At 73.0% G+C, this 20,911-nt stretch carries 17 protein-coding genes and 1 pseudogene; 9 read left to right on the top strand and 9 right to left on the bottom strand.

Annotated elements, in window-relative coordinates; all coding sequences use genetic code 11:
• Positions 1-35: 35 nt before the first annotated feature.
• Both CIB93_RS32265 and lgt read left to right on the top strand, forming a co-directional pair.
• A complete protein-coding gene (locus CIB93_RS32265; RefSeq protein ID WP_096632076.1) occupies positions 36-863 on the top strand; it encodes a thioredoxin domain-containing protein in 828 nt (275 codons plus the stop codon).
• Between the two features lie 129 nt (positions 864-992).
• Positions 993-1,958, top strand: coding sequence for a prolipoprotein diacylglyceryl transferase (gene lgt / locus CIB93_RS32260; RefSeq protein WP_096632075.1), 966 nt, complete (start codon positions 993-995; stop codon positions 1,956-1,958).
• A gap of 68 nt (positions 1,959-2,026) precedes the next feature.
• Here the strand turns inward: lgt and CIB93_RS32255 are convergent, their stop codons facing one another.
• Genes CIB93_RS32255 through CIB93_RS32225 form a run of 7 tightly spaced genes read right to left on the bottom strand, consistent with a single transcriptional unit; the run spans position 2,027 to position 9,756 of the window.
• The gene (locus tag CIB93_RS32255) at positions 2,027-2,854 is read right to left on the bottom strand and encodes a CoA ester lyase (protein ID WP_096632073.1); all 828 of its coding nucleotides are present in this window, start codon (positions 2,852-2,854) and stop codon (positions 2,027-2,029) included.
• Positions 2,851-4,047: a CaiB/BaiF CoA-transferase family protein gene (locus tag CIB93_RS32250; RefSeq protein ID WP_096632072.1), complete on the bottom strand. Its 1,197-nt coding sequence runs from the start codon at positions 4,045-4,047 to the stop codon at positions 2,851-2,853. Before CIB93_RS32250 ends, CIB93_RS32255 begins: the two co-directional genes overlap by 4 nt.
• On the bottom strand, positions 4,044-4,934 hold the full coding sequence (gene rbsK / locus CIB93_RS32245; protein ID WP_096632070.1) for a ribokinase: 891 nt from the start codon (positions 4,932-4,934) through the stop codon (positions 4,044-4,046). Before rbsK ends, CIB93_RS32250 begins: the two co-directional genes overlap by 4 nt.
• Positions 4,931-6,298, bottom strand: a complete 1,368-nt coding sequence (locus tag CIB93_RS32240) for an ADP-ribosylglycohydrolase family protein (RefSeq protein ID WP_096632094.1) — start codon at positions 6,296-6,298, stop codon at positions 4,931-4,933. Before CIB93_RS32240 ends, rbsK begins: the two co-directional genes overlap by 4 nt.
• Positions 6,295-7,488, bottom strand: a complete 1,194-nt coding sequence (locus tag CIB93_RS32235; protein WP_096632068.1) for an ADP-ribosylglycohydrolase family protein — start codon at positions 7,486-7,488, stop codon at positions 6,295-6,297. Before CIB93_RS32235 ends, CIB93_RS32240 begins: the two co-directional genes overlap by 4 nt.
• Positions 7,415-8,668 carry an ADP-ribosylglycohydrolase family protein gene (locus CIB93_RS32230; RefSeq protein ID WP_096632067.1) on the bottom strand — a complete coding sequence of 418 codons (1,254 nt, stop codon included), beginning with the start codon at positions 8,666-8,668 and terminating at the stop codon, positions 7,415-7,417. The genes CIB93_RS32235 and CIB93_RS32230 overlap by 74 nt, the downstream gene beginning before the upstream one ends.
• A complete protein-coding gene (locus tag CIB93_RS32225) occupies positions 8,665-9,756 on the bottom strand; it encodes an ADP-ribosylglycohydrolase family protein (protein ID WP_096632065.1) in 1,092 nt (363 codons plus the stop codon). Before CIB93_RS32225 ends, CIB93_RS32230 begins: the two co-directional genes overlap by 4 nt.
• A gap of 251 nt (positions 9,757-10,007) precedes the next feature.
• Here CIB93_RS32225 and CIB93_RS32220 point away from each other — a divergent pair, with 251 nt between their 5' ends.
• The 3 genes from CIB93_RS32220 to CIB93_RS32210 all read left to right on the top strand — a co-directional run bounded on the left by CIB93_RS32220 (position 10,008) and on the right by CIB93_RS32210 (position 17,182).
• Positions 10,008-10,739, top strand: coding sequence for a VIT1/CCC1 transporter family protein (locus tag CIB93_RS32220; protein ID WP_096632064.1), 732 nt, complete (start codon positions 10,008-10,010; stop codon positions 10,737-10,739).
• 430 nt (positions 10,740-11,169) lie between these two features.
• The gene (gltB, locus tag CIB93_RS32215) at positions 11,170-15,729 is read left to right on the top strand and encodes a glutamate synthase large subunit (protein WP_096632062.1); all 4,560 of its coding nucleotides are present in this window, start codon (positions 11,170-11,172) and stop codon (positions 15,727-15,729) included.
• Positions 15,722-17,182 carry a glutamate synthase subunit beta gene (locus tag CIB93_RS32210; protein WP_096632060.1) on the top strand — a complete coding sequence of 487 codons (1,461 nt, stop codon included), beginning with the start codon at positions 15,722-15,724 and terminating at the stop codon, positions 17,180-17,182. The genes gltB and CIB93_RS32210 overlap by 8 nt, the downstream gene beginning before the upstream one ends.
• A 220-nt stretch (positions 17,183-17,402) precedes the next feature.
• On the opposite strand, the pseudogene CIB93_RS32205 reads toward CIB93_RS32210, so the two are convergent.
• Positions 17,403-17,789, bottom strand: a pseudogene (locus CIB93_RS32205) (B-box zinc finger protein); the annotation flags it as partial.
• A 143-nt stretch (positions 17,790-17,932) separates the two neighbouring features.
• On the opposite strand from CIB93_RS32205, the gene CIB93_RS32200 reads away from it, so the two are divergent.
• The 4 genes from CIB93_RS32200 to CIB93_RS32185 all read left to right on the top strand — a co-directional run bounded on the left by CIB93_RS32200 (position 17,933) and on the right by CIB93_RS32185 (position 20,380).
• A complete protein-coding gene (locus CIB93_RS32200; RefSeq protein ID WP_096632059.1) occupies positions 17,933-18,682 on the top strand; it encodes a VWA domain-containing protein in 750 nt (249 codons plus the stop codon).
• Positions 18,679-19,245 (top strand): HutD family protein, encoded by a 567-nt coding sequence (locus tag CIB93_RS32195; RefSeq protein ID WP_096632057.1) that lies wholly within the window; start codon positions 18,679-18,681, stop codon positions 19,243-19,245. The genes CIB93_RS32200 and CIB93_RS32195 overlap by 4 nt, the downstream gene beginning before the upstream one ends.
• Positions 19,246-19,312: 67 nt before the next feature.
• Complete coding sequence (locus tag CIB93_RS32190; RefSeq protein WP_257002454.1) at positions 19,313-19,846, top strand: GNAT family N-acetyltransferase; 534 nt, start codon at positions 19,313-19,315, stop codon at positions 19,844-19,846.
• 39 nt (positions 19,847-19,885) lie between these two features.
• Positions 19,886-20,380, top strand: a complete 495-nt coding sequence (locus CIB93_RS32185) for a pyridoxamine 5'-phosphate oxidase family protein (RefSeq protein ID WP_096632055.1) — start codon at positions 19,886-19,888, stop codon at positions 20,378-20,380.
• Between the two features lie 40 nt (positions 20,381-20,420).
• On the opposite strand, the gene CIB93_RS32180 is transcribed toward CIB93_RS32185, so the two are convergent.
• The coding region (locus CIB93_RS32180; RefSeq protein WP_257002453.1) for an acyl-CoA dehydrogenase family protein at positions 20,421-20,911 on the bottom strand (491 nt) is incomplete at its 5' end.

The raw sequence follows: 20,911 nt of genomic DNA, 5'->3' as shown, positions 1-20,911 counted from the left end.
GGCGCGGAGGTGCCTCCCCGGTTCGTTCCCCGGGTGTGAGCGACAAGATCCCTGAGGGAAACAGAAGCGCGCGCGAGCGCCTGGCCCAGCAGCGCGAGCGGGAGAAGGGGCGCGAGAAGCGGCGCCGCACGCTGATCGTCGCCTCGGCGGTGGTCGGGGTGCTGGCACTGGCCGCCGTGGTCGGCCTGATCGCCGCCAACGCGGGCAAGGACGACGGCGGGGACACCGCGTCGGGCCCCGCCATCGCCCCCTCGGGCGCTACCGGCGAGGACTCCCTGACGCTGCCGGTCGGCGCCTCCGACGCCCCGTCCACCCTCACGATCTGGGAGGACTTCCGCTGTCCGGTCTGCGCCCAGTTCGAGAACGCCTTCCGGGACACCATCACGGACCTGGCCGACCAGGGCCAGGTCAAGGTGGAGTATCACCTCGCCACGATCATCGACGGCAACCTCGGCGGCAACGGATCGCTGCGCGCCGCCAACGCCGCCGCCTGCGCCCAGGACGTCGGCAAGTTCGCCCCGTATCACGACGTCCTCTTCCGCAACCAGCCTCCCGAGCCGGACGACGCCTTCGGCAAGAACAGCCGGCTGATCGAGCTGGCCGGTGAGGTCGAGGGGCTCGACACGCCGGCCTTCCGCAGCTGCGTGGAGGACGGCGAGCACGACAGCTGGGTGAGGAAGTCCGACACGGCGTTCCGCGAGGGCGGCTTCCAGGGCACGCCGACCGTGCTGCTCAACGGGGAGTCCGTCTTCCCGAGCAAGGGCGACGAGCAGATCTCCCCGGAGAACCTGAAGAAGTGGGTCGCCGAGGACAACAAGGGCAAGAAGCCGGGCACCGCCACCCCGTCCGCCCCCGCTTCCTGATCCCTGGGTACGGCCCGGGACAGCCCCGGAAAGAGCCGACGTACGGGCCCGTGGCCGTGCCCCTGTTACGCAGACGTTGCCGGGTGGCTTGGCCTACCCGCCGCCCGGCAAGGTAGCGTCGACTCCGTCATGAACCTTGCCTCCATTCCCAGCCCGTCGACCGGCGTGATCGAGCTCGGCCCGATCCCGCTGCGCGGCTACGCGTTCTGCATCATCATCGGTGTCTTCGTCGCCGTCTGGTTCGGCAACAAGCGCTGGGTCGCCCGTGGCGGCAAAGCCGGCACCGTCGCCGACATCGCTGTCTGGGCGGTGCCCTTCGGCCTCGTCGGCGGCCGGCTCTACCACGTGATCACCGACTACCAGCTCTACTTCAGCGAAGGCCAGAACTGGGTCGACGCCTTCAAGATCTGGGAGGGCGGCCTCGGCATCTGGGGCGCGGTCGCCTTCGGCGCGGTCGGCGCCTGGATCGGCTGCCGCCGCCGGGGCATCCCGCTGCCCGCCTGGGCGGACGCGCTGGCCCCGGGCCTCGCCATCGCCCAGGCCATCGGCCGCTGGGGCAACTGGTTCAACCAGGAGCTGTACGGCAAGCCCACCGACCTCCCCTGGGCGCTGGAGATCAGCGAGGGCCCGAACCGGGTCGCCGGGACCTACCACCCGACCTTCCTCTACGAGTCGCTGTGGTGCATCGGCGTCGCGCTGCTGGTCATCTGGGCCGACCGCCGCTTCAGGCTCGGCCACGGGCGGGCGTTCGCGCTGTACGTCGCGGCCTACTGCGCCGGTCGCGGCTGGATCGAGTACATGCGGGTCGACGAGGCCCACCACGTCCTCGGCCTGCGCCTGAACGTGTGGACCGCGATCATCGTCTTCGTCCTCGCCGTCACCTACATCGTGATCTCCGCGAAGCTGCGCCCGGGCCGCGAGGAGATCGTCGAGCCGGACCGGGACGCCGAGCCCGCGAAGACCGCCGACGCCGACTCCGCCGACGCCGACTCCGCCGAGAAGCAGGACGGCGCCGAGGACGCGCCCGGGTCCGACAGCACGGGCAGCGACCTGCTCAAGAAGGAGCCCGCCCCCGAGGCAGCCGACAAGAGCTGACCTTCGCGCGCCCGTCACCCGGCGCACCCCGCACCCCCCCGATCGCCGGGCGGACCCGAGGACAGACCTCAGGACCGCCCGGCGATCGCCAGTGTGCGGCGGGCCGACGCCACCACGGCAGCGTCCACGAACCGGCCGTCCGGCAGCGCCAGCGCGCCCGCCTCCACGGCGGACGCCGCCATGATCTGCTCGGCCGCCTCGATCTCCTCGGCCGTCGGCCGGAACGCCCGCTCGATCGTCTCCAGCTGGCGCGGATGGATCGCCGCCCGCCCCAGCAGCCCGAGCCCCCGCCCCCGTACGCACGACGCCCACAGCCCGTCCAGGTCCCGGACGTCCGGGAACACCGACTGGGCGGGCGGCGGCAGCGCGGCCGCCCGGGCCGCGACCACGGCCCGGCTGCGCGGCCAGTCGAGCCCGGCGTCCTCCCGTACGCCCAGATCGGCCCGGAGATCCGCCTCACCCAGGGCGATGCCCCGTACGTCGTGATGGGCGCTGGCGATCGAGTACGCGTGCTCGATCGCCAGCGCCGACTCCAGCAGCGGATACAGCGGTACGCCCGGGGCCACCGCCGCCACGTGGTGCACCGAGACCGCGTGGGTGATCTTCGGCAGCCGGAACCCGGAGAGGCCCGGGAGCCCCGCCAGCGCCCGGACGTCGTCCTCGCCGTGCACCCGGACATGCACCGGCACCGCGTCCGGGGCCGCCGTGACCTGGTCCGCGAGCAGCTCGGCGGTGGCGGCGCGCGCGTACTCCTTGCGGTCGGGGGCGACCGCGTCCTCCAGGTCGACGATCACCACGTCCGCCCCGCAGCCCAGCGCCTTGGCCACCATCTCCGGCCGGTCCCCGGGGACGTACAGCCAGGTCAGCGGGGGGACCGGGGTGCCGTGGCCGGTCACAGCGCCCCTTGGGCCCGCAGCGCCGCGATCCGGTTCTCCGAGAGGCCGAGCCCGGCGAGGATGTCGTCGGTGTCCGCGCCGTGCGGGCGGCCCGCCCAGCGGATCCCGCCCGGCGTCCCGGAGAGCCGGAAGAGCACGTTCTGCATCCGCAGCGGCCCCAGCTCCGGATCGTCGACCTCCGTGAGCGTGCCCAGTGCCCGGTACTGCGGGTCCTCCATCACCTCCCGTACGTCATGGATCGGCGCGACGGCCGCCTCCGCCTTCTCGAAGCCGTTCAGGACCTCTTCGCGGCTGTGGCGGGAGATCCAGTGGCCGACCGCCTCGTCCAGCTCCTCGGTGTGCTCGGCCCGGGTGGTGCCCGCTCCGAACCAGGGCTCCTCGATCAGGTCCGGGCGGCCGACCAGGCGCATCACCCGCTCCGCGACGGACTGGGCGGAGGTGGAGACCGCGACCCAGTGGCCGTCGGCGGTGCGGTAGGTGTTGCGCGGGGCGTTGTTGCGGGAGCGGTTGCCGGTGCGCGGCTGGACGTAACCGAGCTGGTCGTACCAGAGCGGATGCGGGCCCAGCACGGTGAGGATCGGCTCGATGATCGCCAGGTCCACCACCTGCCCCTCGCCGGTCTTCTCCCGCCCGGCGAGCGCGGCCATCACCGCGTACGCCGCGGCCAGTGCCGCGATCGAGTCCGCCAGCCCGAACGGCGGCAGCGTCGGCGGCCCGTCCGGCTCCCCGGTGATCGCCGCGAACCCGCTCATCGCCTCGGCCAGCGTCCCGAATCCGGGGCGGTGGGCGTACGGCCCGAACTGGCCGAAGCCGGTGACCCGGGCCAGCACCAGGCGCGGGTTGACGGCGTGCAGTTCCTCGGGGCCGAGCCCCCAGCGCTCCAGCGTCCCCGGCCGGAAGTTCTCGATGATCACGTCGGTCTCGGCAGCCAGCTGGAGAGCCACGTCCCGGCCGCCGGGCGCGGACAGGTCGAGGGTGAGGGTGCGCTTGTTGCGGCCGAGCAGCTTCCACCACAGGCCCACACCGTCCTTGGCGGGCCCGTGCCCGCGCGAGGGGTCCGGTTTACGGGGGTGCTCGACCTTGATCACATCGGCGCCGAAGTCCCCGAGCACGGTGGCGGCGAGCGGTCCGGCGAAGAGGGTGGCGAGGTCGATGACCTTCAGCCCGGTCAGGGGTCCTGCTGTCGTACTCATACGGACTCGGCCTCGATCTCGCTCCGGTACGGCATGGACGTGGACGCGCCCGGTTTCTGGACGCAGAGCGCGGCGGCCGAGGACGCGAAGGCCAGCGCCTCGGCGACGGGCCGCTTCTCGCCGAGCGCCACCGCCAGCGTCCCGACGAAGGTGTCCCCGGCCCCGGTCGTGTCGACGGCCTTCACCTCGGGCGCCTCGAAGAGCACCGGCTCGCCGCCCCGGGCCGCGTACAGGCAGCCCTTCGCGCCGAGCGTGACGATGACCTCGGGCACCTGCCGCAGCAGGATCTGGGCGGCGGCGTGCGGTTCGGCCTGCCCGGAGAGCGCGGCGGCCTCGTGCTCGTTCGGGATCAGCAGATCGATGTGGTCGAGGAGTTCCTCGGGCAGCGGCTGCACGGGGGAGGGGGTGAGGAGGGTCCGCACGCCCTGGGAGCGGGCGGCGCGGGCGCCCTCCACGACCGCGGACAGCGGCAGTTCGAGCTGCATCAGCAGGAGCTCGGACGCGGCGATCGCCGCGATCTCCCCGGGCCCGAGCGCGGTGAGGACCCCGTTCGCGCCGGGGATCACCACGATGGCGTTGGACCCGGCGTCGTCGACCACGATGTGCGCGGTGCCGCTGGGGCCCTCGGCGGTGTGCAGGAGGTCGGTGTCGACCCCCGCGTGTTCGAGGCCGTCGCGCAGCTGGGCGCCGTACGCGTCGTCGCCGACCGCGCCGATCATCGTCACCTCGCCGCCCGCGCGGGCGGCGGCCACGGCCTGGTTGGCGCCCTTGCCGCCGGGAACCGTCCGGAACTCCCGGCCGGTGACTGTCTCGCCGCGCTCCGGGGCGCGGGCCGTGTAGACGACGAGGTCCATATTGGTGCTGCCGAGCACCGCGATGCGGGTCATGGGCGCAGAGCCTCCTGGTGGGTCAGTGCGGCGAGGGTGTCGAACCCGACCTGGTCGAAGCCGGGTACGGAGGTGGCGAGGCGGTTCTTCAGCGGGGCGGTCCAGTGCTCGGGCAGGGCGTCCGGGGCGCCGGCGAGGAGCCCGGCGAGCGAGCCCGCGGTGGCCCCGTTGGAGTCGGTGTCCCAGCCGCCGGAGACCGCACTGCCGATCGACCGGGTGAAGTCGCCGTCGGCGTGGGTGAGGGCGGCGGCGAGCAGGGCGGCGTTCGGCAGCACATGGACCCAGTGGTGGGTGTCGGCGTACGTGTCGTGCAGCCGGTCCACGACGACGTCGAACTCCCTTTCCGTGCGGGCGGTTTCGATGCCGAGGCGGATCGCTCGGGCGTACCGCGAGTGCGGCGGCACCACCCGCAGCCCGGCGGCCAGACAGCCGTGCACATCGCTCTCGCCGCCCGCCGCCACAGCGAGCGCGGCCGCGGTGAACATCGCGCCGTACACCCCGTTGGCGGTGTGGGTGAGGACCGCGTCGCGGTGGGCCTGGGCGGCGGCCCCGGCCGGGTCGCCGGGGTGGGTCCAGCCGTGTACGTCGGCCCGGATCTGGGCGCCGATCCACTCGCGGAACGGGTTGCGGCGGCGGGCCGTCTCCGGCGGTTCGACGCCCGCGAGGAGGTTGCCGTACGCGATGCGCTCGGCGGTGAAGGCGCGCCCGGCCGGGAGCGCGTCGAGCCAGAGGCGGGCCAGGTCGGCGGTGGTGAAGGCGTGTCCGTGCCGCTGGAGCAGCAGGAGAGTGAGCAGGGGGTGGTTGAGGTCGTCGTCCTCCGGCATCCCGTCGATGTTCTCGGCGAGGGAGGTGGGGGCCGAGCGGCGGTTCCAGGGGTGGGCGGCCAGCAGTTCGGGGGGCACCCCGCGCGCGCTGAACCAGGTGGTGAGCGGCCAGTTGCCGGTGGGGCGGGCGAGCGCGCGGATGCCGGTCAGCGGCAGCTTCTCGACCGGTTTGCCGAGCAGGCAGCCCGCCGCCCGGCCGAGCCAGGCGGCGTGCAGCCGGTCCCGCCCGACGACGGGTGCGGCCTCGGGCCCGCCCGGCCAGTGCGGGCAGGCGGCCACGATCTCGTCCAGCGCGGTCGGCTCATCGGCCGCCAACGGCGACTCCAGCAGGGCGAGTTCGTCCAGGATCTCACCGGCCAGCGCCCGCAGCCGGGGTGGTGCGGGCGGCTCGGACGCGCCCGCGCGGTCCGGGGCGGGGCCGCCCCCGGCCGCGTACCAGCGCTCCTCGATCTCCCGGGCGTCCCGGCCGTCCTGCGCGGCCTGCCGCAACTCGTGCCCGACCAGGTCCTCGGGCTGCACCCAGGTCAGCCGGACGCTCACCACTCACCGGCCAGCGCGGTGAACGCCTCTTCGTGGGCCCGACGGCGCTCCACGTCCCGGGCGAAGACCTCCCGGGCGACCTGGGCCAGCGTCCGGGCCGGGGCCTCCAGGTCCAGTCGGCTCGCCTCCGCGACCGTGGCCGCCCAGTCGGCGGGCACCTCGCTGCCGAGCGCGCCCGCGATGGCGCCGCTCATCGTGGCGATGGAGTCGCAGTCCCGCCCGTAGTTGACCGAACCGAGCACCGTACGCCGGTAGTCGCCACCGCCGACCAGCAGCATGCCCAGTGCGACGGGCAGTTCCTCGATGGTGTGCAGCCGGGAGGGGCGGCGGGCACCGAGGGAGGGGCTGCGGTAGTCGGGGCCGACGGTGTCGAACGGCTCCACGGCGGCGCGCAGCGGGGCGAGCGCGGACTCGAAGTCGTCGTGGTGCGAGGCGACTTCGCAGACGGCCTCGATCGCGGACCGGGTGCCGTCCTTGGCCAGCGCGAGGGTGGCGTCGACCACCGCGTCCGGCGTGGCGTCCGGGTGGCAGGCGGCGGCGACGGCGGCCGCGAAGACCCCGGCGGCCTCCCGCCCGTAGGAGGACTGGTGGGGCGCGGAGACCTCCAGGGACTCGGCGTACGCGGCCTGAGGGTGACCGGCGTTGACCAGGCCGACCGGGGCCATGTACATCGCGGCCCCGCAGTTGACGATGTTGCCCGCACCGGCCTCGCGCGGGTCGACGTGCCCGTAGTGCAGCCGGGCCACGAGCCACTTCTCCGCCAGGAAGATCCGCTGGAGCGGCAGCGCCTCGGCCTCCAGCTCGGGAATCCAGCGGGGCGAGAGCAGATCCGGTACGAGGTGGTCGGCGATGTCGTACGCGTCGAGGTGATCGCGGACCCGGTCGTAGACCCGGACCAGGGCGTGGGTCATCAGGGTGTCGTCGGTGACGTGCCCGTCGCCCTTGTGGTACGGGGCGACGGGGCGCGCGGTGCGCCAGTTCTCGCCGTGCCAGGGGCCGACGATCCCGGTCACCCGACCGCCGTGGCGCTCGGCGATCTGCTCGGGCGTCCAGCCCTCGACCGGCCCGCCGAGGGCGTCGCCGACGGCGGCTCCGACGAGGGACCGGGTGATGCGGTCATCGAGTCCGGGCGTGCTGGGGGAGGGGTGCGGTACCGAGAGGGCGGGTTCCACGGCCGTTGTAGGCGTCATGCCGGAATTGTCCACCCGGGGTGGCCGGTTCCGTGGCTGCCAGCAGCCCGGCGAGTTCGATCAGATCCGTGCCCGCGAGCCGGGGCAGCGCGCAGCCGGCGAGCGTCCGGCACGCCTCGCGCCAGCCCGCCGGTACGGCGGAGACCGAGCCGATCGCCCCGGTCAGCGCCCCGGCGAGGGCGGGCGCGGAGTCCGCTACCCGGGAGAGGCAGGCGGCGGCCGGGAGCGCCTGGGCGATCTCGCCCCGGGCGGCGGTGGTGAGGGCGAGGGCGACGGGTACGGTCTCCGCCGCCGCGATCCCGTAGCTGTAGACGTGGTCCACGATCTGGTGTTCCAGGACCGGGACCAGCGCGAACGCCCCGGCGCTCTCGTCCGCGAACTCCCGGGCCAGACGGACCGCGTGCGCGGCGTTACGGGCGATCTCGGTGCCGTCGGGGAGCTGGGCCAGGGCCGCGTCGACCACCGTGTCGACGTCCGCCCCGGCCAGCGCCTCGGCGATCGCGGCGGCCATGGCCCGCGCCCCGTGCACCCCGTCGCCGTCCTGCGTGTAGCGGGCGTCGAACTCCGCGAGCGCGGCGGCCTCCTGCGGGTCGCCCGGGTGGACCACGGCGAGGACGGCGGCCCGTACGCACGCGGCGTCGTCGAAGTAGTGCGGGTTGTCGTGCCCGGTGGCGGGCGGCCGCAGCCCGGCGGCCAGATTGCCCAGCCCGGCCCGCACCGAGATCCGGGCCCGCAGCGGCAGCACCGCCGCCTCGACCTCGGGGGCCCGGGCACTGGCGGCGGCGACCGCGGCGGCCAGCGCGTTCCAGGCCCGGTCGACCGCGTCCCGCATCCGGCGCCCGGGGGAGAGGCCGTCGGCCTCGTCGGCGGCCGCCGCCAGCACCGTACGGGCGGCGAACGCGGCCCACTCGGCGTCGTCGGAGGGCCCGAGCCGCAGCGGCTCGGGCGGCTGGTTGAGGGCGATGGGCACCGGGAGCGTGGTGGTCGCGTTCTGCTCGGCGAAGGTGTCCAGCTCCCGGGTGAGCCGCCGGGTCCACTCGGGCATCCGGGCCGCCCGGTGCCGCGCGGCGGGCCACCCGGCGGCGTCCCCGGCCGCGAGCCCGAGAAGCAGTCCCTCGATCCGGGTGCGGCGGGAGGGGGTAGGGGCCCCGGTGCGGCCCGCCTCGCGTGGCGCCGTCATCGTCGCTCCTCCCGTACCGGCTCGAAGGCGGCCGCCACCGATGCCATGTCCCGTACGGCCGCGGGCTCGCGGCCGCCGCCCCGCTCCTGCGGGGTGTCCGCCGTGTCCGGGTCCTCCGGGGTGAGCAGTTCCGCGATGTCCAGTACGTGGTAGCCGCGCATCGAGGGCAGACAGCTGCCCCGGACCGGGCCGATCGCGCCCGCCCAGTCCGGCGGGATCGCGCTCTGCCCGTTCAGCGCCCCGGCCAGCGCCCCCGCCACCGCCGCCGTCGTGTCCGCGTCCCGGCCCATGTTGACGGCCGTCAGCACCGCCGTACGGAAGTCGCCCCGCGCCGCCGCGAACGCCCCGAAGGCCAGGCCCACGGCCTCCGGCGCGAGGTCCGTCCACGGGTATCCGGCGATCACCACCGCCGAGCGCACCGCCCGCTCCATCGTGAGCCGGTCCGGGTAGGGCCGCTGGGCCGCCGCCACCGCCCGGCGCAGCGAGCGGGCCGTCCAGGAATCCATCGGGACCACCGACAGCGCGGCCGCGATCACCGAGGCGAGGCCCGAGCCGACCATGGCCGCCGCCACCCCGGCCGCCACCGCCTGGCCCCCGTAGATCCCCTCGCCCTCGTGGCTGACCCGGCCGTCCACCGCCACCAGCCGGGCCGCCTCGGCGGGGCGGCCCGCCGCGAACACCCCGAAGGGGGCCGCCCGCATCGCGAGCCCGTCGCTCCAGGCGTGCCGGTGCTGGGCGGAGATCGGTGCGGCGAGGCCCCGGCGCAGGTTCTCCAGGGTGCCGCGCTCGCTGAACCCGGCCCCCCGGAACGGGCCCTCGTCGAGATCGGCGATCCAGTGGTGCCAGGCCCGCTCCACCTGGGTGACGCTGAGCGCGGAGCCGTGCCGGGCCAGCAGCAGCCCGGAGAAGATCGCGTACTCCGTGTCGTCCGTGCCCGCCGGGTCCTCGCTCACGAAGCCCTCGATCCGGCCCCAGCGGCGGCGGATCTCGGAGGGCCGCAGATTCTCCGCCGGGGCGCCGAGCGCGTCCCCGACCGCCAGGCCCAGCAGCGCACCCCTGGCCCGTTCCTTGCCGACGGCCGTGTCCATCGCGTCGCCCTTCCGATCGTCCGGCGAGTCCGTATCCGGGCCCTGTCCGTATCTGTGCCACGCGCAGGGCCGCCGGAGGCGGGAAACGGCGGGAAAAGAGCCACTCGGATGACCCCGGCCGGATAGCTGAGGCTGGCCTTTCTTCGCAGGTCAGAGGGGTGGTAAGCCAGGCCTGCCTTGCTGGCGGCGGTGGCCCGACCGGCGTACTTTGGACTTTGTCGAGGGTTGTACTCACAGGGGAGAAGTGCATCGTGGCCATCATCGAGACCGACGCCGTCCTGCACGAGGCGCACCGGGACAACCACACCCACCGGGATGTGAACGGCGGCTGGCTGCGCCCCGCCGTCTTCGGCGCGATGGACGGTCTGGTCTCCAACCTCGCCCTGATGACCGGGGTCGCGGGCGGTGCGGTCTCCCAGCAGGCCATTGTGATCACCGGGCTCGCGGGTCTGGCCGCCGGGGCGTTCTCCATGGCGGCCGGCGAGTACACCTCCGTCGCCTCGCAGCGCGAGCTGGTCGAGGCCGAGCTCGACGTCGAACGCCGGGAGCTCCGTAAGCACCCCAAGGACGAGATGGCGGAGCTGGCCGCGCTGTACGAGTCCCGGGGGGTCGACGCCCCGCTCGCCCTTGAGGTCGCCCGTCAGCTCTCCCGCGACCCGGACCAGGCGCTGGAGATCCACGCCCGCGAGGAGCTCGGCATCGACCCGGGCGACCTGCCCTCGCCGCTCGTGGCCGCCGTCTCCTCGTTCGGGGCCTTCGCGCTGGGTGCCCTGCTGCCCGTCCTGCCCTACCTGCTCGGCGCGAGCGCCCTGTGGCCCGCGGTGCTGCTCGCCCTGGCCGGGCTGTTCGCCTGCGGCGCGGTCGTGGCCCGGGTGACGGCCCGCAGCTGGTGGTTCAGCGGACTGCGCCAGCTCGCGCTCGGCGGTGCGGCCGCGGCGATGACGTACGGACTCGGCACGCTGTTCGGCGTGGCGGTCGGGTGAATCCGGCAGCGGCCCGGCGAACGGCGTAACCGGGCCGCCCGAACGGCCCAGCCGTGCGGCAGCCCGTGTGACGTACGTCTTGGCGCCGCCCACTGGGCGCGACCGGCTCCGCGGCCGTAAAATGAGACGCTATGCAGCGCTACACATAAGTAGCCGTTACTCGGTGGTTTCGTTTCCTTTGCCGCCGGGCAAGAGCCGTAAGCACCGCAGGCAACGACGCCTGCTCTCTGCGACCCCCCGGGCGCCGACCCTTTTGACGGCGACCCGCCCCCTGGCCGTCCGGTCACTTCCGGTCACCACGGTGTCCGTATGCTGGAACGAGCCTTCCGCTTCTTGAGAAGCGCCCCATCATGTAACCTGCACGAAATTTCGCAGAGGGCCAACGTCGTCCCTCGGCACTGCACATGCCACGACGACGACGGGAGAGCCGATGCGTATCGACGCCTGGTCGCCCATGGACGGTCGCCCCGCCCAGCAGGGGATGTACGACCCCCGCAACGAGCACGACGCCTGTGGCGTCGGGTTCGTGGCCACTCTGACCGGTGTGGCCAGCCATGAGCTGGTCGAGCAGGCGCTGACCGTACTGCGCAACCTCGAACACCGCGGCGCCACCGGCTCCGAGCCCGACTCCGGCGACGGCGCCGGCATTCTCTGCCAGGTCCCCGACGCCTTCCTGCGCGCCGAGACCCCTTTTGAGCTTCCCGAGGCCGGCGCCTACGCCGTGGGCATCGCCTTCCTCCCCGCCGACGCCTCCACCGAGGCCGTCCGCACGATCGAGAAGATCGCGACCCAGGAGGGCCTGAAGGTCCTCGGCTGGCGCGACGTCCCGGTCACCCCCGCACTCCTCGGCAACGGCGCGCGCGCCACCATGCCCGAGTTCCGCCAGGTCTTCGTCGCCGACGGCGAGTCCACCGGCATCGTCCTGGACCGCAAGGCGTTCGTCCTGCGCAAGCGTGCCGAGCGCGAGGCCGGGGTGTACTTCCCCTCGCTCTCCGCCCGCACCATTGTCTACAAGGGCATGCTCACCACCGGACAGCTGGAGCCGTTCTTCCCGGACCTCTCCGACCGCCGCTTCGCCTCCGCGGTCGCGCTGGTCCACTCCCGCTTCTCCACCAACACCTTCCCGAGCTGGCCGCTGGCCCACCCGTACCGCTTCGTCGCGCACAACGGCGAGATCAACACGGTCAAGGGCAACCGCAACTGGATGAAGGCCCGCGAGTCGCAGCTCGCCTCCGACCTGTTCGGTCAGGCGCAGCTCGACCGGGTCTTCCCCGTCTGCACCCCGGACGCCTCCGACTCGGCCTCCTTCGACGAGGTCCTGGAGCTGCTCCACCTCGGCGGCCGCTCGCTGCCGCACGCGGTGCTGATGATGGTCCCCGAGGCGTGGGAGAACCACGACTCCATGGACCCGGCGCGGCGCGCCTTCTACCAGTACCACGCCACGATGATGGAGCCCTGGGACGGCCCGGCCTGTGTCACCTTCACCGACGGCGTCCAGGTCGGCGCGGTCCTCGACCGCAACGGGCTGCGCCCCGGCCGCTACTGGGTCACCGACGAGGGCCTCGTCGTGCTCTCCTCCGAGGTCGGCGTCCTCGACATCGACCCGGCCAAGGTCGTCCGCAAGGGCCGCCTCCAGCCCGGCAAGATGTTCCTCGTCGACACCGCCGAGCACCGCATCATCGAGGACGACGAGATCAAGGCGTCCCTCGCCGCCGAGCAGCCCTACCAGGAGTGGCTGGCGACCGGCGAGATCGAGCTGAGCGACCTGCCCGAGCGCGAGCACATCGTGCACACCCACGCCTCGGTCACCCGCCGCCAGCAGACCTTCGGCTACACCGAGGAAGAGCTGCGCGTCATCCTCGCGCCGATGGCCCGGACCGCCGGTGAGCCGCTCGGCTCCATGGGCACCGACTCGCCGATCGCCGCGCTCTCCGAGCGCCCCCGGCTCCTCTTCGACTACTTCACCCAGCTCTTCGCCCAGGTCACCAACCCGCCGCTGGACGCCATCCGCGAGGAGCTCGTCACCTCGCTGCGCTCCTCGCTCGGTCCCCAGGGCAACATCCTGGAGCCGACCGCCGCGGCCTGCCGCAGCGTCACGCTGCCGTTCCCGGTGATCGACAACGACGAGCTCGCCAAGCTGATACACATCAACGCCGACGGCGACATGCCGGGCATGAAGGCCGCCACCCTCGCCGGTCTCTACCGGGTCGGCGGCGGCGGTGACGCGCTGGCCGCGCGGATCGAGGAGATCTGCACCGAGGTCGACGCGGCCATCGAGGACGGCGCCCGCCTGATCGTCCTCTCCGACCGGCACTCCGACGCCGAGCACGCGCCGATCCCCTCGCTGCTGCTCACCTCCGCCGTCCACCACCACCTCATCCGCACCAAGCAGCGCACCCAGGTGGGCCTGCTGGTCGAGGCCGGGGACGTCCGCGAGGTCCACCACGTCGCCCTGCTGATCGGTTACGGCGCCGCCGCGGTCAACCCGTACCTCGCCATGGAGTCCGTCGAGGACCTGGTCCGCGCGGGCACGTTCATCGAGAACATCGAGGCCGAGCAGGCCATCCGGAACCTGATCTACGCGCTCGGCAAGGGCGTCCTGAAGGTCATGTCCAAGATGGGCATCTCCACCGTCGCCTCCTACCGCGGCGCGCAGGTCTTCGAGGCCGTCGGCCTCGACGAGGCCTTCGTCGCGACGTACTTCAACGGCACCGCCACCAAGATCGGCGGCGCGGGCCTGGACGTCATCGCCAAGGAGGTCGCCGCCCGGCACACCAAGGCGTACCCCGCCTCCGGCATCGCGGCCTCCCACCGTGCCCTGGAGATCGGCGGCGAGTACCAGTGGCGGCGCGAGGGCGAGCCGCACCTGTTCGACCCGGAGACGGTCTTCCGCCTCCAGCACGCCACCCGCAACAGGCGCTACGACATCTTCAAGCAGTACACGGACCGGGTGAACGAGCAGTCCGAGCGGCTGATGACGCTTCGCGGCCTCTTCGGCTTCACCTCGGACCGGGCACCGATCCCCCTCGACGAGGTCGAGCCCGCCTCCGAGATCGTCAAGCGGTTCTCCACCGGTGCCATGTCGTACGGCTCCATCTCCCGCGAGGCGCACGAGACGCTCGCCATCGCGATGAACCAGCTCGGCGGCAAGTCCAACACCGGCGAGGGCGGCGAGGACCCCGACCGCCTCTACGACCCGGCACGCCGCTCCTCCATCAAGCAGGTCGCCTCCGGCCGCTTCGGTGTGACCAGCGAATACCTGGTCAACGCGGACGACATCCAGATCAAGATGGCCCAGGGCGCCAAGCCCGGCGAGGGCGGCCAGCTGCCCGGCCACAAGGTCTACCCGTGGGTCGCCAAGACGCGTCACTCGACGCCCGGCGTCGGCCTCATCTCGCCGCCGCCGCACCACGACATCTACTCCATCGAAGACCTCGCGCAGCTGATCCACGACCTCAAGAACGCCAACCCCGTGGCCCGCATCCACGTGAAGCTGGTCTCCGAGGTCGGCGTCGGCACGGTCGCCGCCGGTGTCTCCAAGGCCCACGCGGACGTCGTCCTCATCTCCGGCCACGACGGCGGAACGGGCGCCTCCCCGCTCACCTCCCTCAAGCACGCGGGCGGCCCCTGGGAGCTCGGCCTCGCCGAGACCCAGCAGACCCTGCTGCTCAACGGCCTGCGCGACCGCATCGTCGTGCAGACCGACGGCCAGCTCAAGACCGGCCGCGATGTCGTCATCGCCGCGCTGCTCGGCGCCGAGGAGTTCGGTTTCGCGACCGCGCCGCTCGTCGTCTCCGGCTGCGTCATGATGCGCGTCTGCCACCTGGACACCTGCCCGGTCGGCATCGCCACCCAGAACCCGGTCCTGCGCGACCGGTTCTCCGGCAAGGCCGAGTACGTCGTCAACTTCTTCGAGTTCATCGCCGAAGAGGTCCGCGAGATCCTCGCCGAGCTGGGCTTCCGGACCATCGAGGAGGCCGTCGGCCACGCCGAACTCCTCGACACCGACCGGGCGGTCACCCACTGGAAGGCGCAGGGCCTCGACCTCGCCCCGCTCTTCCACGTGCCCGAACTGCCCGAGGGCGCGGTCCGCCACCAGATCATCGGGCAGGACCACGGACTGACCAAGGCGCTCGACAACCAGCTGATCAAGCTGGCCGCCGACGCGCTCGGCGCCGACAGCGCCGAGGCCGCCCAGCCGGTCCGCGCCCAGGTCGCGATCCGCAACATCAACCGCACCGTCGGCACCATGCTCGGCCACGAGGTGACCAAGAAGTTCGGCGGTGCGGGCCTGCCCGAGAACACCATCGACATCACCTTCACCGGCTCGGCCGGCCAGTCCTTCGGCGCGTTCGTGCCGCGCGGGGTGACCCTGCGCCTGGAGGGCGACGCCAACGACTACGTCGGCAAGGGCCTCTCCGGCGGCCGCGTCATCGTCCGCCCGGACCGGGGCGCCGACCACCTCGCCGAGTACTCGACCATCGCCGGCAACACCATCGGCTACGGCGCGACCGGCGGCGAGGTCTTCCTCCGCGGCCGCACCGGCGAGCGCTTCTGCGTCCGCAACTCCGGGGCGCTCGTCGTCTCCGAGGGCGTGGGCGACCACGGCTGCGAGTACATGACCGGCGGCCAGGCCGTCGTCCTCGGCGAGACCGGCCGCAACTTCGCCGCCGGTATGTCGGGCGGCATCGCCTACGTCATCGACCTGAACCGCGACAACGTCAACGTCGGCAACCTCGGCGCCATCGAGGAGCTCGACGACACCGACAAGCAGTGGCTGCACGACGTGGTGCGCCGCCACCACGAGGAGACCGGCTCCACCGTCGCCGGGAAGCTCCTCGCCGAGTGGGACAGCGCGGTGGCCCGCTTCAGCAAGATCATCCCGACCACGTACAAGGCAGTGCTCGCCGCCAAGGACGCCGCTGAGCTCGCCGGTCTCTCCGAGCAGGAGACCACCGAGAAGATGATGGAGGCGGCGACCCATGGCTGACCCCAAGGGCTTCCTGACCACCGGACGCGAGGTCGCCCAGACCCGCCCCGTGGCCGAGCGCGTCAAGGACTGGAACGAGGTCTACGTTCCGGGCTCGCTGCTCCCGATCATCAGCAAGCAGGCCGGACGCTGCATGGACTGCGGCATCCCGTTCTGCCACAACGGCTGCCCGCTCGGAAACCTCATCCCCGAGTGGAACGACTACGCCTACCGCGAGGACTGGACCGCGGCCTCCGAGCGGCTGCACGCCACGAACAACTTCCCGGAGTTCACCGGGCGGCTGTGCCCGGCCCCGTGCGAGTCGGCGTGTGTGCTCGGCATCAACCAGCCCGCCGTCACCATCAAGAACGTCGAAGTCTCCATCATCGACAAGGCGTGGGACAGCGGCGACGTCACCCCGCAGCCGCCCGAGCGCCTCTCCGGCAAGACCGTCGCGGTCATCGGCTCGGGCCCGGCGGGACTCGCCGCCGCCCAGCAGCTGACCCGGGCCGGTCACACCGTCGCCGTCTACGAGCGCGCGGACCGCATCGGGGGTCTCCTCCGCTACGGCATCCCCGAGTTCAAGATGGAGAAGTCGCACATCAACCGCCGCATCGAGCAGATGCGCCTGGAGGGCACCAAGTTCCGTACGGAGGTGGAGATCGGCAAGGACATCGACGCCGCGAAGCTCCGCCGCCGCTACGACGCGGTCGTCATCGCGGCCGGTGCCACCGTCTCCCGCGACCTGCCGGTCCCCGGCCGTGAGCTGGGCGGCATCCACTTCGCGATGGAGTACCTGCCGCTCGCCAACAAGGTGCAGGAGGGCGACCTCACGGTCTCCCCGATCCACGCCGGCGGCAAGCACGTCGTCGTCATCGGCGGCGGCGACACCGGCGCCGACTGCGTGGGCACCGCCCACCGCCAGGGCGCGGCCTCCGTCACCCAGCTGGAGATCATGCCGAAGCCGGGCGAGGAGCGGACCGCGAACCAGCCCTGGCCGACCTTCCCGATGCTCTACAAGGTCACCTCCGCGCACGAGGAGGGCGGCGAGCGGGTCTACTCCGTCTCCACCACCCACTTCGAGGGCGACGAGGACGGAAACGTCGCGGCCCTCCACCTGGTCGAGGTCGAGTTCAAGGACGGTAAGCTGGAGCAGAAGCCCGGCACGGAGCGGCGCCTTCCGGCGCAGCTCGTCACCCTCGCCATGGGCTTCACCGGAACCGACCAGTCCAATGGCCTGGTCCAGCAGTTCGGCCTGGAGCTCGACCAGCGCGGCAACGTCGCCCGCGACGAGCACTACGCGACCAACGTCGACGGCGTCTTCGTCGCCGGTGACGCGGGACGCGGCCAGTCGCTGATCGTCTGGGCGATCGCCGAAGGCCGCTCCGCCGCCCGCGGAGTGGACCGCTTCCTGACCGGGACCAGCGCCCTGCCGGCCCCGATCCGTCCGACGGACCGGTCCCTGCTGGTCTGAGCACCACCCGGGTTCCCCCTGGGCCACGCGGCCCGGGGGACCCCCTCAAGACGTCCCGTACAACGGCGTGCGGAACTGAACGCGGCGCCTGCCTGTCCCCGACCGGACTCAGCGGGCGCCGTGGCGCGTCCGGGGCCGGTCGCCCCGGGAGCCCTCACCCGCCGGTCAGCGCCGAGGTCTGCGCCGCCACGGCCACGGCGAACAGCGCCACCAGCACCGCCCCGTCCGCGATCCCCGTCAGCTCGTACCCGGCGTACGTGTCCCCCCGGTAGTAGTACTGCTCGCCGTCCGGCCCGGTGAGCACGGCCCCCAGCACCCCGAACCGGTCCACGGCCTCCGGCCGGACCACCTCGCCGAGGTAGGCCAGCACGTTGAGCGCCATCAGGACGTACGTCACCACCGGCGTGGTCACCGCGGACACCGCACCGCCGAAGACCGTGCGGGCCCGCCGCACCGAGCGCTGCCCCTCCTTCACGCACTCCACGCACTGGTGGCCGACGGCCGCCTCACGCATGCAGTCCGGGCAGATGCGGCGGTCGCAGCGGGTGCAGCGGACATACGCCTCGTAGGACGGATGGCGGTAACACGCGGTGGCGGCGGCCTCCATGGCCGGCTCCTTCACTGGGGTGCGCAACGGGGCCGGTGGGGACGGCGGCGATCAAGATAGCGAACCGGTACGGGGGACCGTGTGCCCGGGGCCCGGCGGTGGCCTACGCTCAAGGTCCGCAGAGCGCAGAACGGGGGGCCGTCATGAACGGTGTGAACACGGTGGTGGGCACTGGCCCGGCCATCAGCCTCACCAAGGTGCAGGAGACGGCTCCGCACCTGGTCAGCCTCTACAAGAGCGCCGGGATCTCGCTGGAGAAGCACGGACTGGGCGGTCGGCGCGCGGCCGTCTACCTGGTCCTGGACTACTCCGGCTCGATGAAGCCCTATTACAAGGACGGCAGCGTCCAGGCGCTGGCCGACCGGGTGCTGGGCCTGTCGGCCAACCTCGACGACGACGGCACGGTGCCCGTGGTCTTCTTCTCCACCGATGTCGACGCGGTCACCGACATCGCACTCGACGACCACCACGGCCGGATCGACGAGATCGTGGCGGGCCTCGGGCACATGGGGAAGACCAGCTACCACCTGGCGATGGACGCCGTCATCGACCACTACCTCGACAGCGGCTCCACCGCGCCCGCCCTGGTCGTCTTCCAGACGGACGGCGGGCCGATCAACAAGCTCGCCGCCGAGCGCTACCTCTGCAAGGCCGCCCGGCTGCCGCTGTTCTGGCAGTTCGTCGGCTTCGGCAACACCCGCAGCAGCCAGTTCGACTTCCTGCGCCGGCTCGACGAACTGCCCGTCCCCGCCAAGCGGCCCGTCGACAACGCCGGGTACTTCCACGCCGGGCTCGACCCCCGGAAGGTCCCGGACGGCGAACTGTACGACCGGCTGGTCGCCGAGTTCCCGTCCTGGCTGGCCGCCGCCGGGGCCCAGGGGATCGTCCGATGACCGCACGCGTCCTGCGCGCCGCCGACCGTGCGCCGGTGCCCTGGAAGAACGGCGGCGGGCTCACCCGGGAGGTCGCCACCGGCCCCGGGGGCGCGGAGGCCGACGCCTTCGCCTGGCGGGTGAGCCTCGCGGACGTCACCGCCGACGGGCCGTTCTCCGTCTTCCCCGGGGTGGACCGCACCCTGACCGTGGTCGAGGGGCCGGGCATGGACCTCGTCGTGGGCGGCGAGCACCACATCGTCGACGAGCCGTTGTGGCCGCACGACTTCCCCGGCGATCTGCCCACCGACGGCTTCCTGCTGGGCGGGCCCGTCGTCAACCTCAACGTCATGTACCGCAGGGCGTCCACGCGGGCGGAGACCGCGGTCGTCTGCGGCACCGTCCGTCTGCTGCCGCCCCCGGGCGGCGCGGTGCTGGCCCTCTCGCTGGACGACGGCGCGGTGCTGGAAGGCGCGGACGGTGTCCGGCTGGACCGCTACGACGCGGTGCTGGCTGCCGGGGCGTCGCCCGGGGTCCTGCGGACGATGGGCCAGGCGGTGCTGATCACGTTCTCGGACAAGTGATCGTCCGGCCGGCGGTGTGCGAAATATCCGGCTGACGGGTTACCCGCCGCCGGATACGGTGACCCGCATGCCCGCATACGTATCCGGACGCACCGTGATCCGCCGTTATGCCGCCACGGACGAGAACGCCTCGATGGACCTCTGGTCCCGGGCCGGCAGCCTGGCCCATCCCTTCATCCCCGGCGAGGGCGAGGGCGAGCGCGCCCGCAAGATGCGCGAGATCTACCTCGTCCACGCCGAGAACTGGGTCGCCGAGTCGAACGGCCGTGTGGTGGCTCTCCTGGGCCTGCTGGACGCCGAGATCGGCGGCCTCTTCGTGGCTCCGGAAGCACAGGGCACGGGGGTGGGCCGGCGTCTCGTCGAGCACGCGGCGGCGCTGCACGGCTCGTTGACCCTGGAGGTGTACGAGAAGAACACGCGGGCCCGTGGCTTCTACGCCCGGATGGGCTTCGTGGAGCAGAGCCGCCGCGTCGACGAGGAGTACGACGAGGTCATGCTCCGGCTCATCCGCCCGGCCCCGGAGAACCCGGCCCGGAGCGGTGCGACGGACCGCCCGGCCCGACTCGGTCCCGGGGCCTGTCCGCCTGTCGCGCCCGAATGACGACAGGAGATGTCGGGTATCCGGTGTTCCATAGCGCCCATGACATCTTCATCGCCTTCGCCCGCACCGGTTTCATGGGGCGGCTTCGCCACCGCCGAGCCCGACTTCGCCGCCACCGTGCAACACCGCTTCCGGCTCTACAAGCACCACGTCCTGGCCACCCTGCGGAAGGACGGCTCGCCCCGCGTCACCGGCCTGGAGGCCGACTTCCGCTTCGACGAGCTGCTGCTCGGCATGATGCCGGACTCCCGCAAGGCCCTGGACCTGCGACGCGACCCGCGCTTCGCGCTCCACGCCAACCCGGGCCCCGACGCCGAGATGAAGGACGGCGACGTCCGCGTCAGCGGCCGGGCCGTGGAGATCACCGACCCGGCGGTCATCGCCCGCTTCATCGAGGAGGTCACCCCGCCCGAACCGTTCCACCTCTTCCGTGCGGAGCTGACCGAGGTGGTCCGCATCGGTCTTGACGGCGACTTTCTGGTCATCCAGTCCTGGCGGCCGGGGCAGCCGCTGCGCACCGTACGCCGGAAGTGACGACGCCCGGCGGCCGAGGCGTCCCCGGCTCAGGGGACACTCACCCCGCCAGCACCCGGGCCCGGCACTCCGACGGCGTCCCCCACGCGTCGCGCAGCGGCCGCGCCCGGCGCAGCCACCACGCGAGGTCCAGCTCCTCGGTGTACCCCACCGCGCCGTGCAGTTGCAGCGCGGTGCGGGCCGCCGCGTACCCCGCCTCGCCCGCCGCCACCTTCGCCGCCGCGACCGCCGCCCCGGCCCCGGGCACCCCCTCGGCCAGCTCCACCGCCGCCCCGTACAGCAGCGGGCGCGCGAACTCCAGGCCGAGCAGGGTGTCCGCGAGGCGGTGCTTGACGGCCTGGAAGGAGCCGACGGGCACCCCGAACTGGGTGCGCTGCTTCACATACGCCACCGTCGACCGCAGCAACGCCTCCCCGCAGCCCAGCGCCTGCGCCGCCGTCGCGAACGCGGCCCAGTCGCCCGCCGCCCGCGCCGCCTCGCCCACCCCCGCCCCGGCGGCCAGCACCTCACCGCCCGCCGCCGGGCGGGAGC

Source organism: Streptomyces sp. WZ.A104 (genome assembly GCF_002382885.1).
Classification (GTDB): Bacteria; Actinomycetota; Actinomycetes; order Streptomycetales; family Streptomycetaceae; genus Streptomyces.
The sequence above is the reverse complement of the archived record's forward strand: the minus strand, read 5'-3'. Positions and strand labels throughout refer to the sequence as shown.

Coding starts and splice junctions, on each gene's coding strand:
- rbsK (WP_096632070.1), bottom strand. CDS start 4,934: ATGACCCGCATCGCGGTGCTCGGCAGCACCAATATGGACCTCGTCGTC.
- CIB93_RS32190 (WP_257002454.1), top strand. CDS start 19,313: ATGCCCGCATACGTATCCGGACGCACCGTGATCCGCCGTTATGCCGCC.
- gltB (WP_096632062.1), top strand. CDS start 11,170: ATGCGTATCGACGCCTGGTCGCCCATGGACGGTCGCCCCGCCCAGCAG.
- CIB93_RS32235 (WP_096632068.1), bottom strand. CDS start 7,488: ATGACGCCTACAACGGCCGTGGAACCCGCCCTCTCGGTACCGCACCCC.
- CIB93_RS32250 (WP_096632072.1), bottom strand. CDS start 4,047: ATGAGTACGACAGCAGGACCCCTGACCGGGCTGAAGGTCATCGACCTC.
- CIB93_RS32230 (WP_096632067.1), bottom strand. CDS start 8,668: ATGACGGCGCCACGCGAGGCGGGCCGCACCGGGGCCCCTACCCCCTCC.
- lgt (WP_096632075.1), top strand. CDS start 993: ATGAACCTTGCCTCCATTCCCAGCCCGTCGACCGGCGTGATCGAGCTC.
- CIB93_RS32195 (WP_096632057.1), top strand. CDS start 18,679: ATGACCGCACGCGTCCTGCGCGCCGCCGACCGTGCGCCGGTGCCCTGG.
- CIB93_RS32210 (WP_096632060.1), top strand. CDS start 15,722: ATGGCTGACCCCAAGGGCTTCCTGACCACCGGACGCGAGGTCGCCCAG.
- CIB93_RS32200 (WP_096632059.1), top strand. CDS start 17,933: ATGAACGGTGTGAACACGGTGGTGGGCACTGGCCCGGCCATCAGCCTC.
- CIB93_RS32225 (WP_096632065.1), bottom strand. CDS start 9,756: ATGGACACGGCCGTCGGCAAGGAACGGGCCAGGGGTGCGCTGCTGGGC.
- CIB93_RS32185 (WP_096632055.1), top strand. CDS start 19,886: ATGACATCTTCATCGCCTTCGCCCGCACCGGTTTCATGGGGCGGCTTC.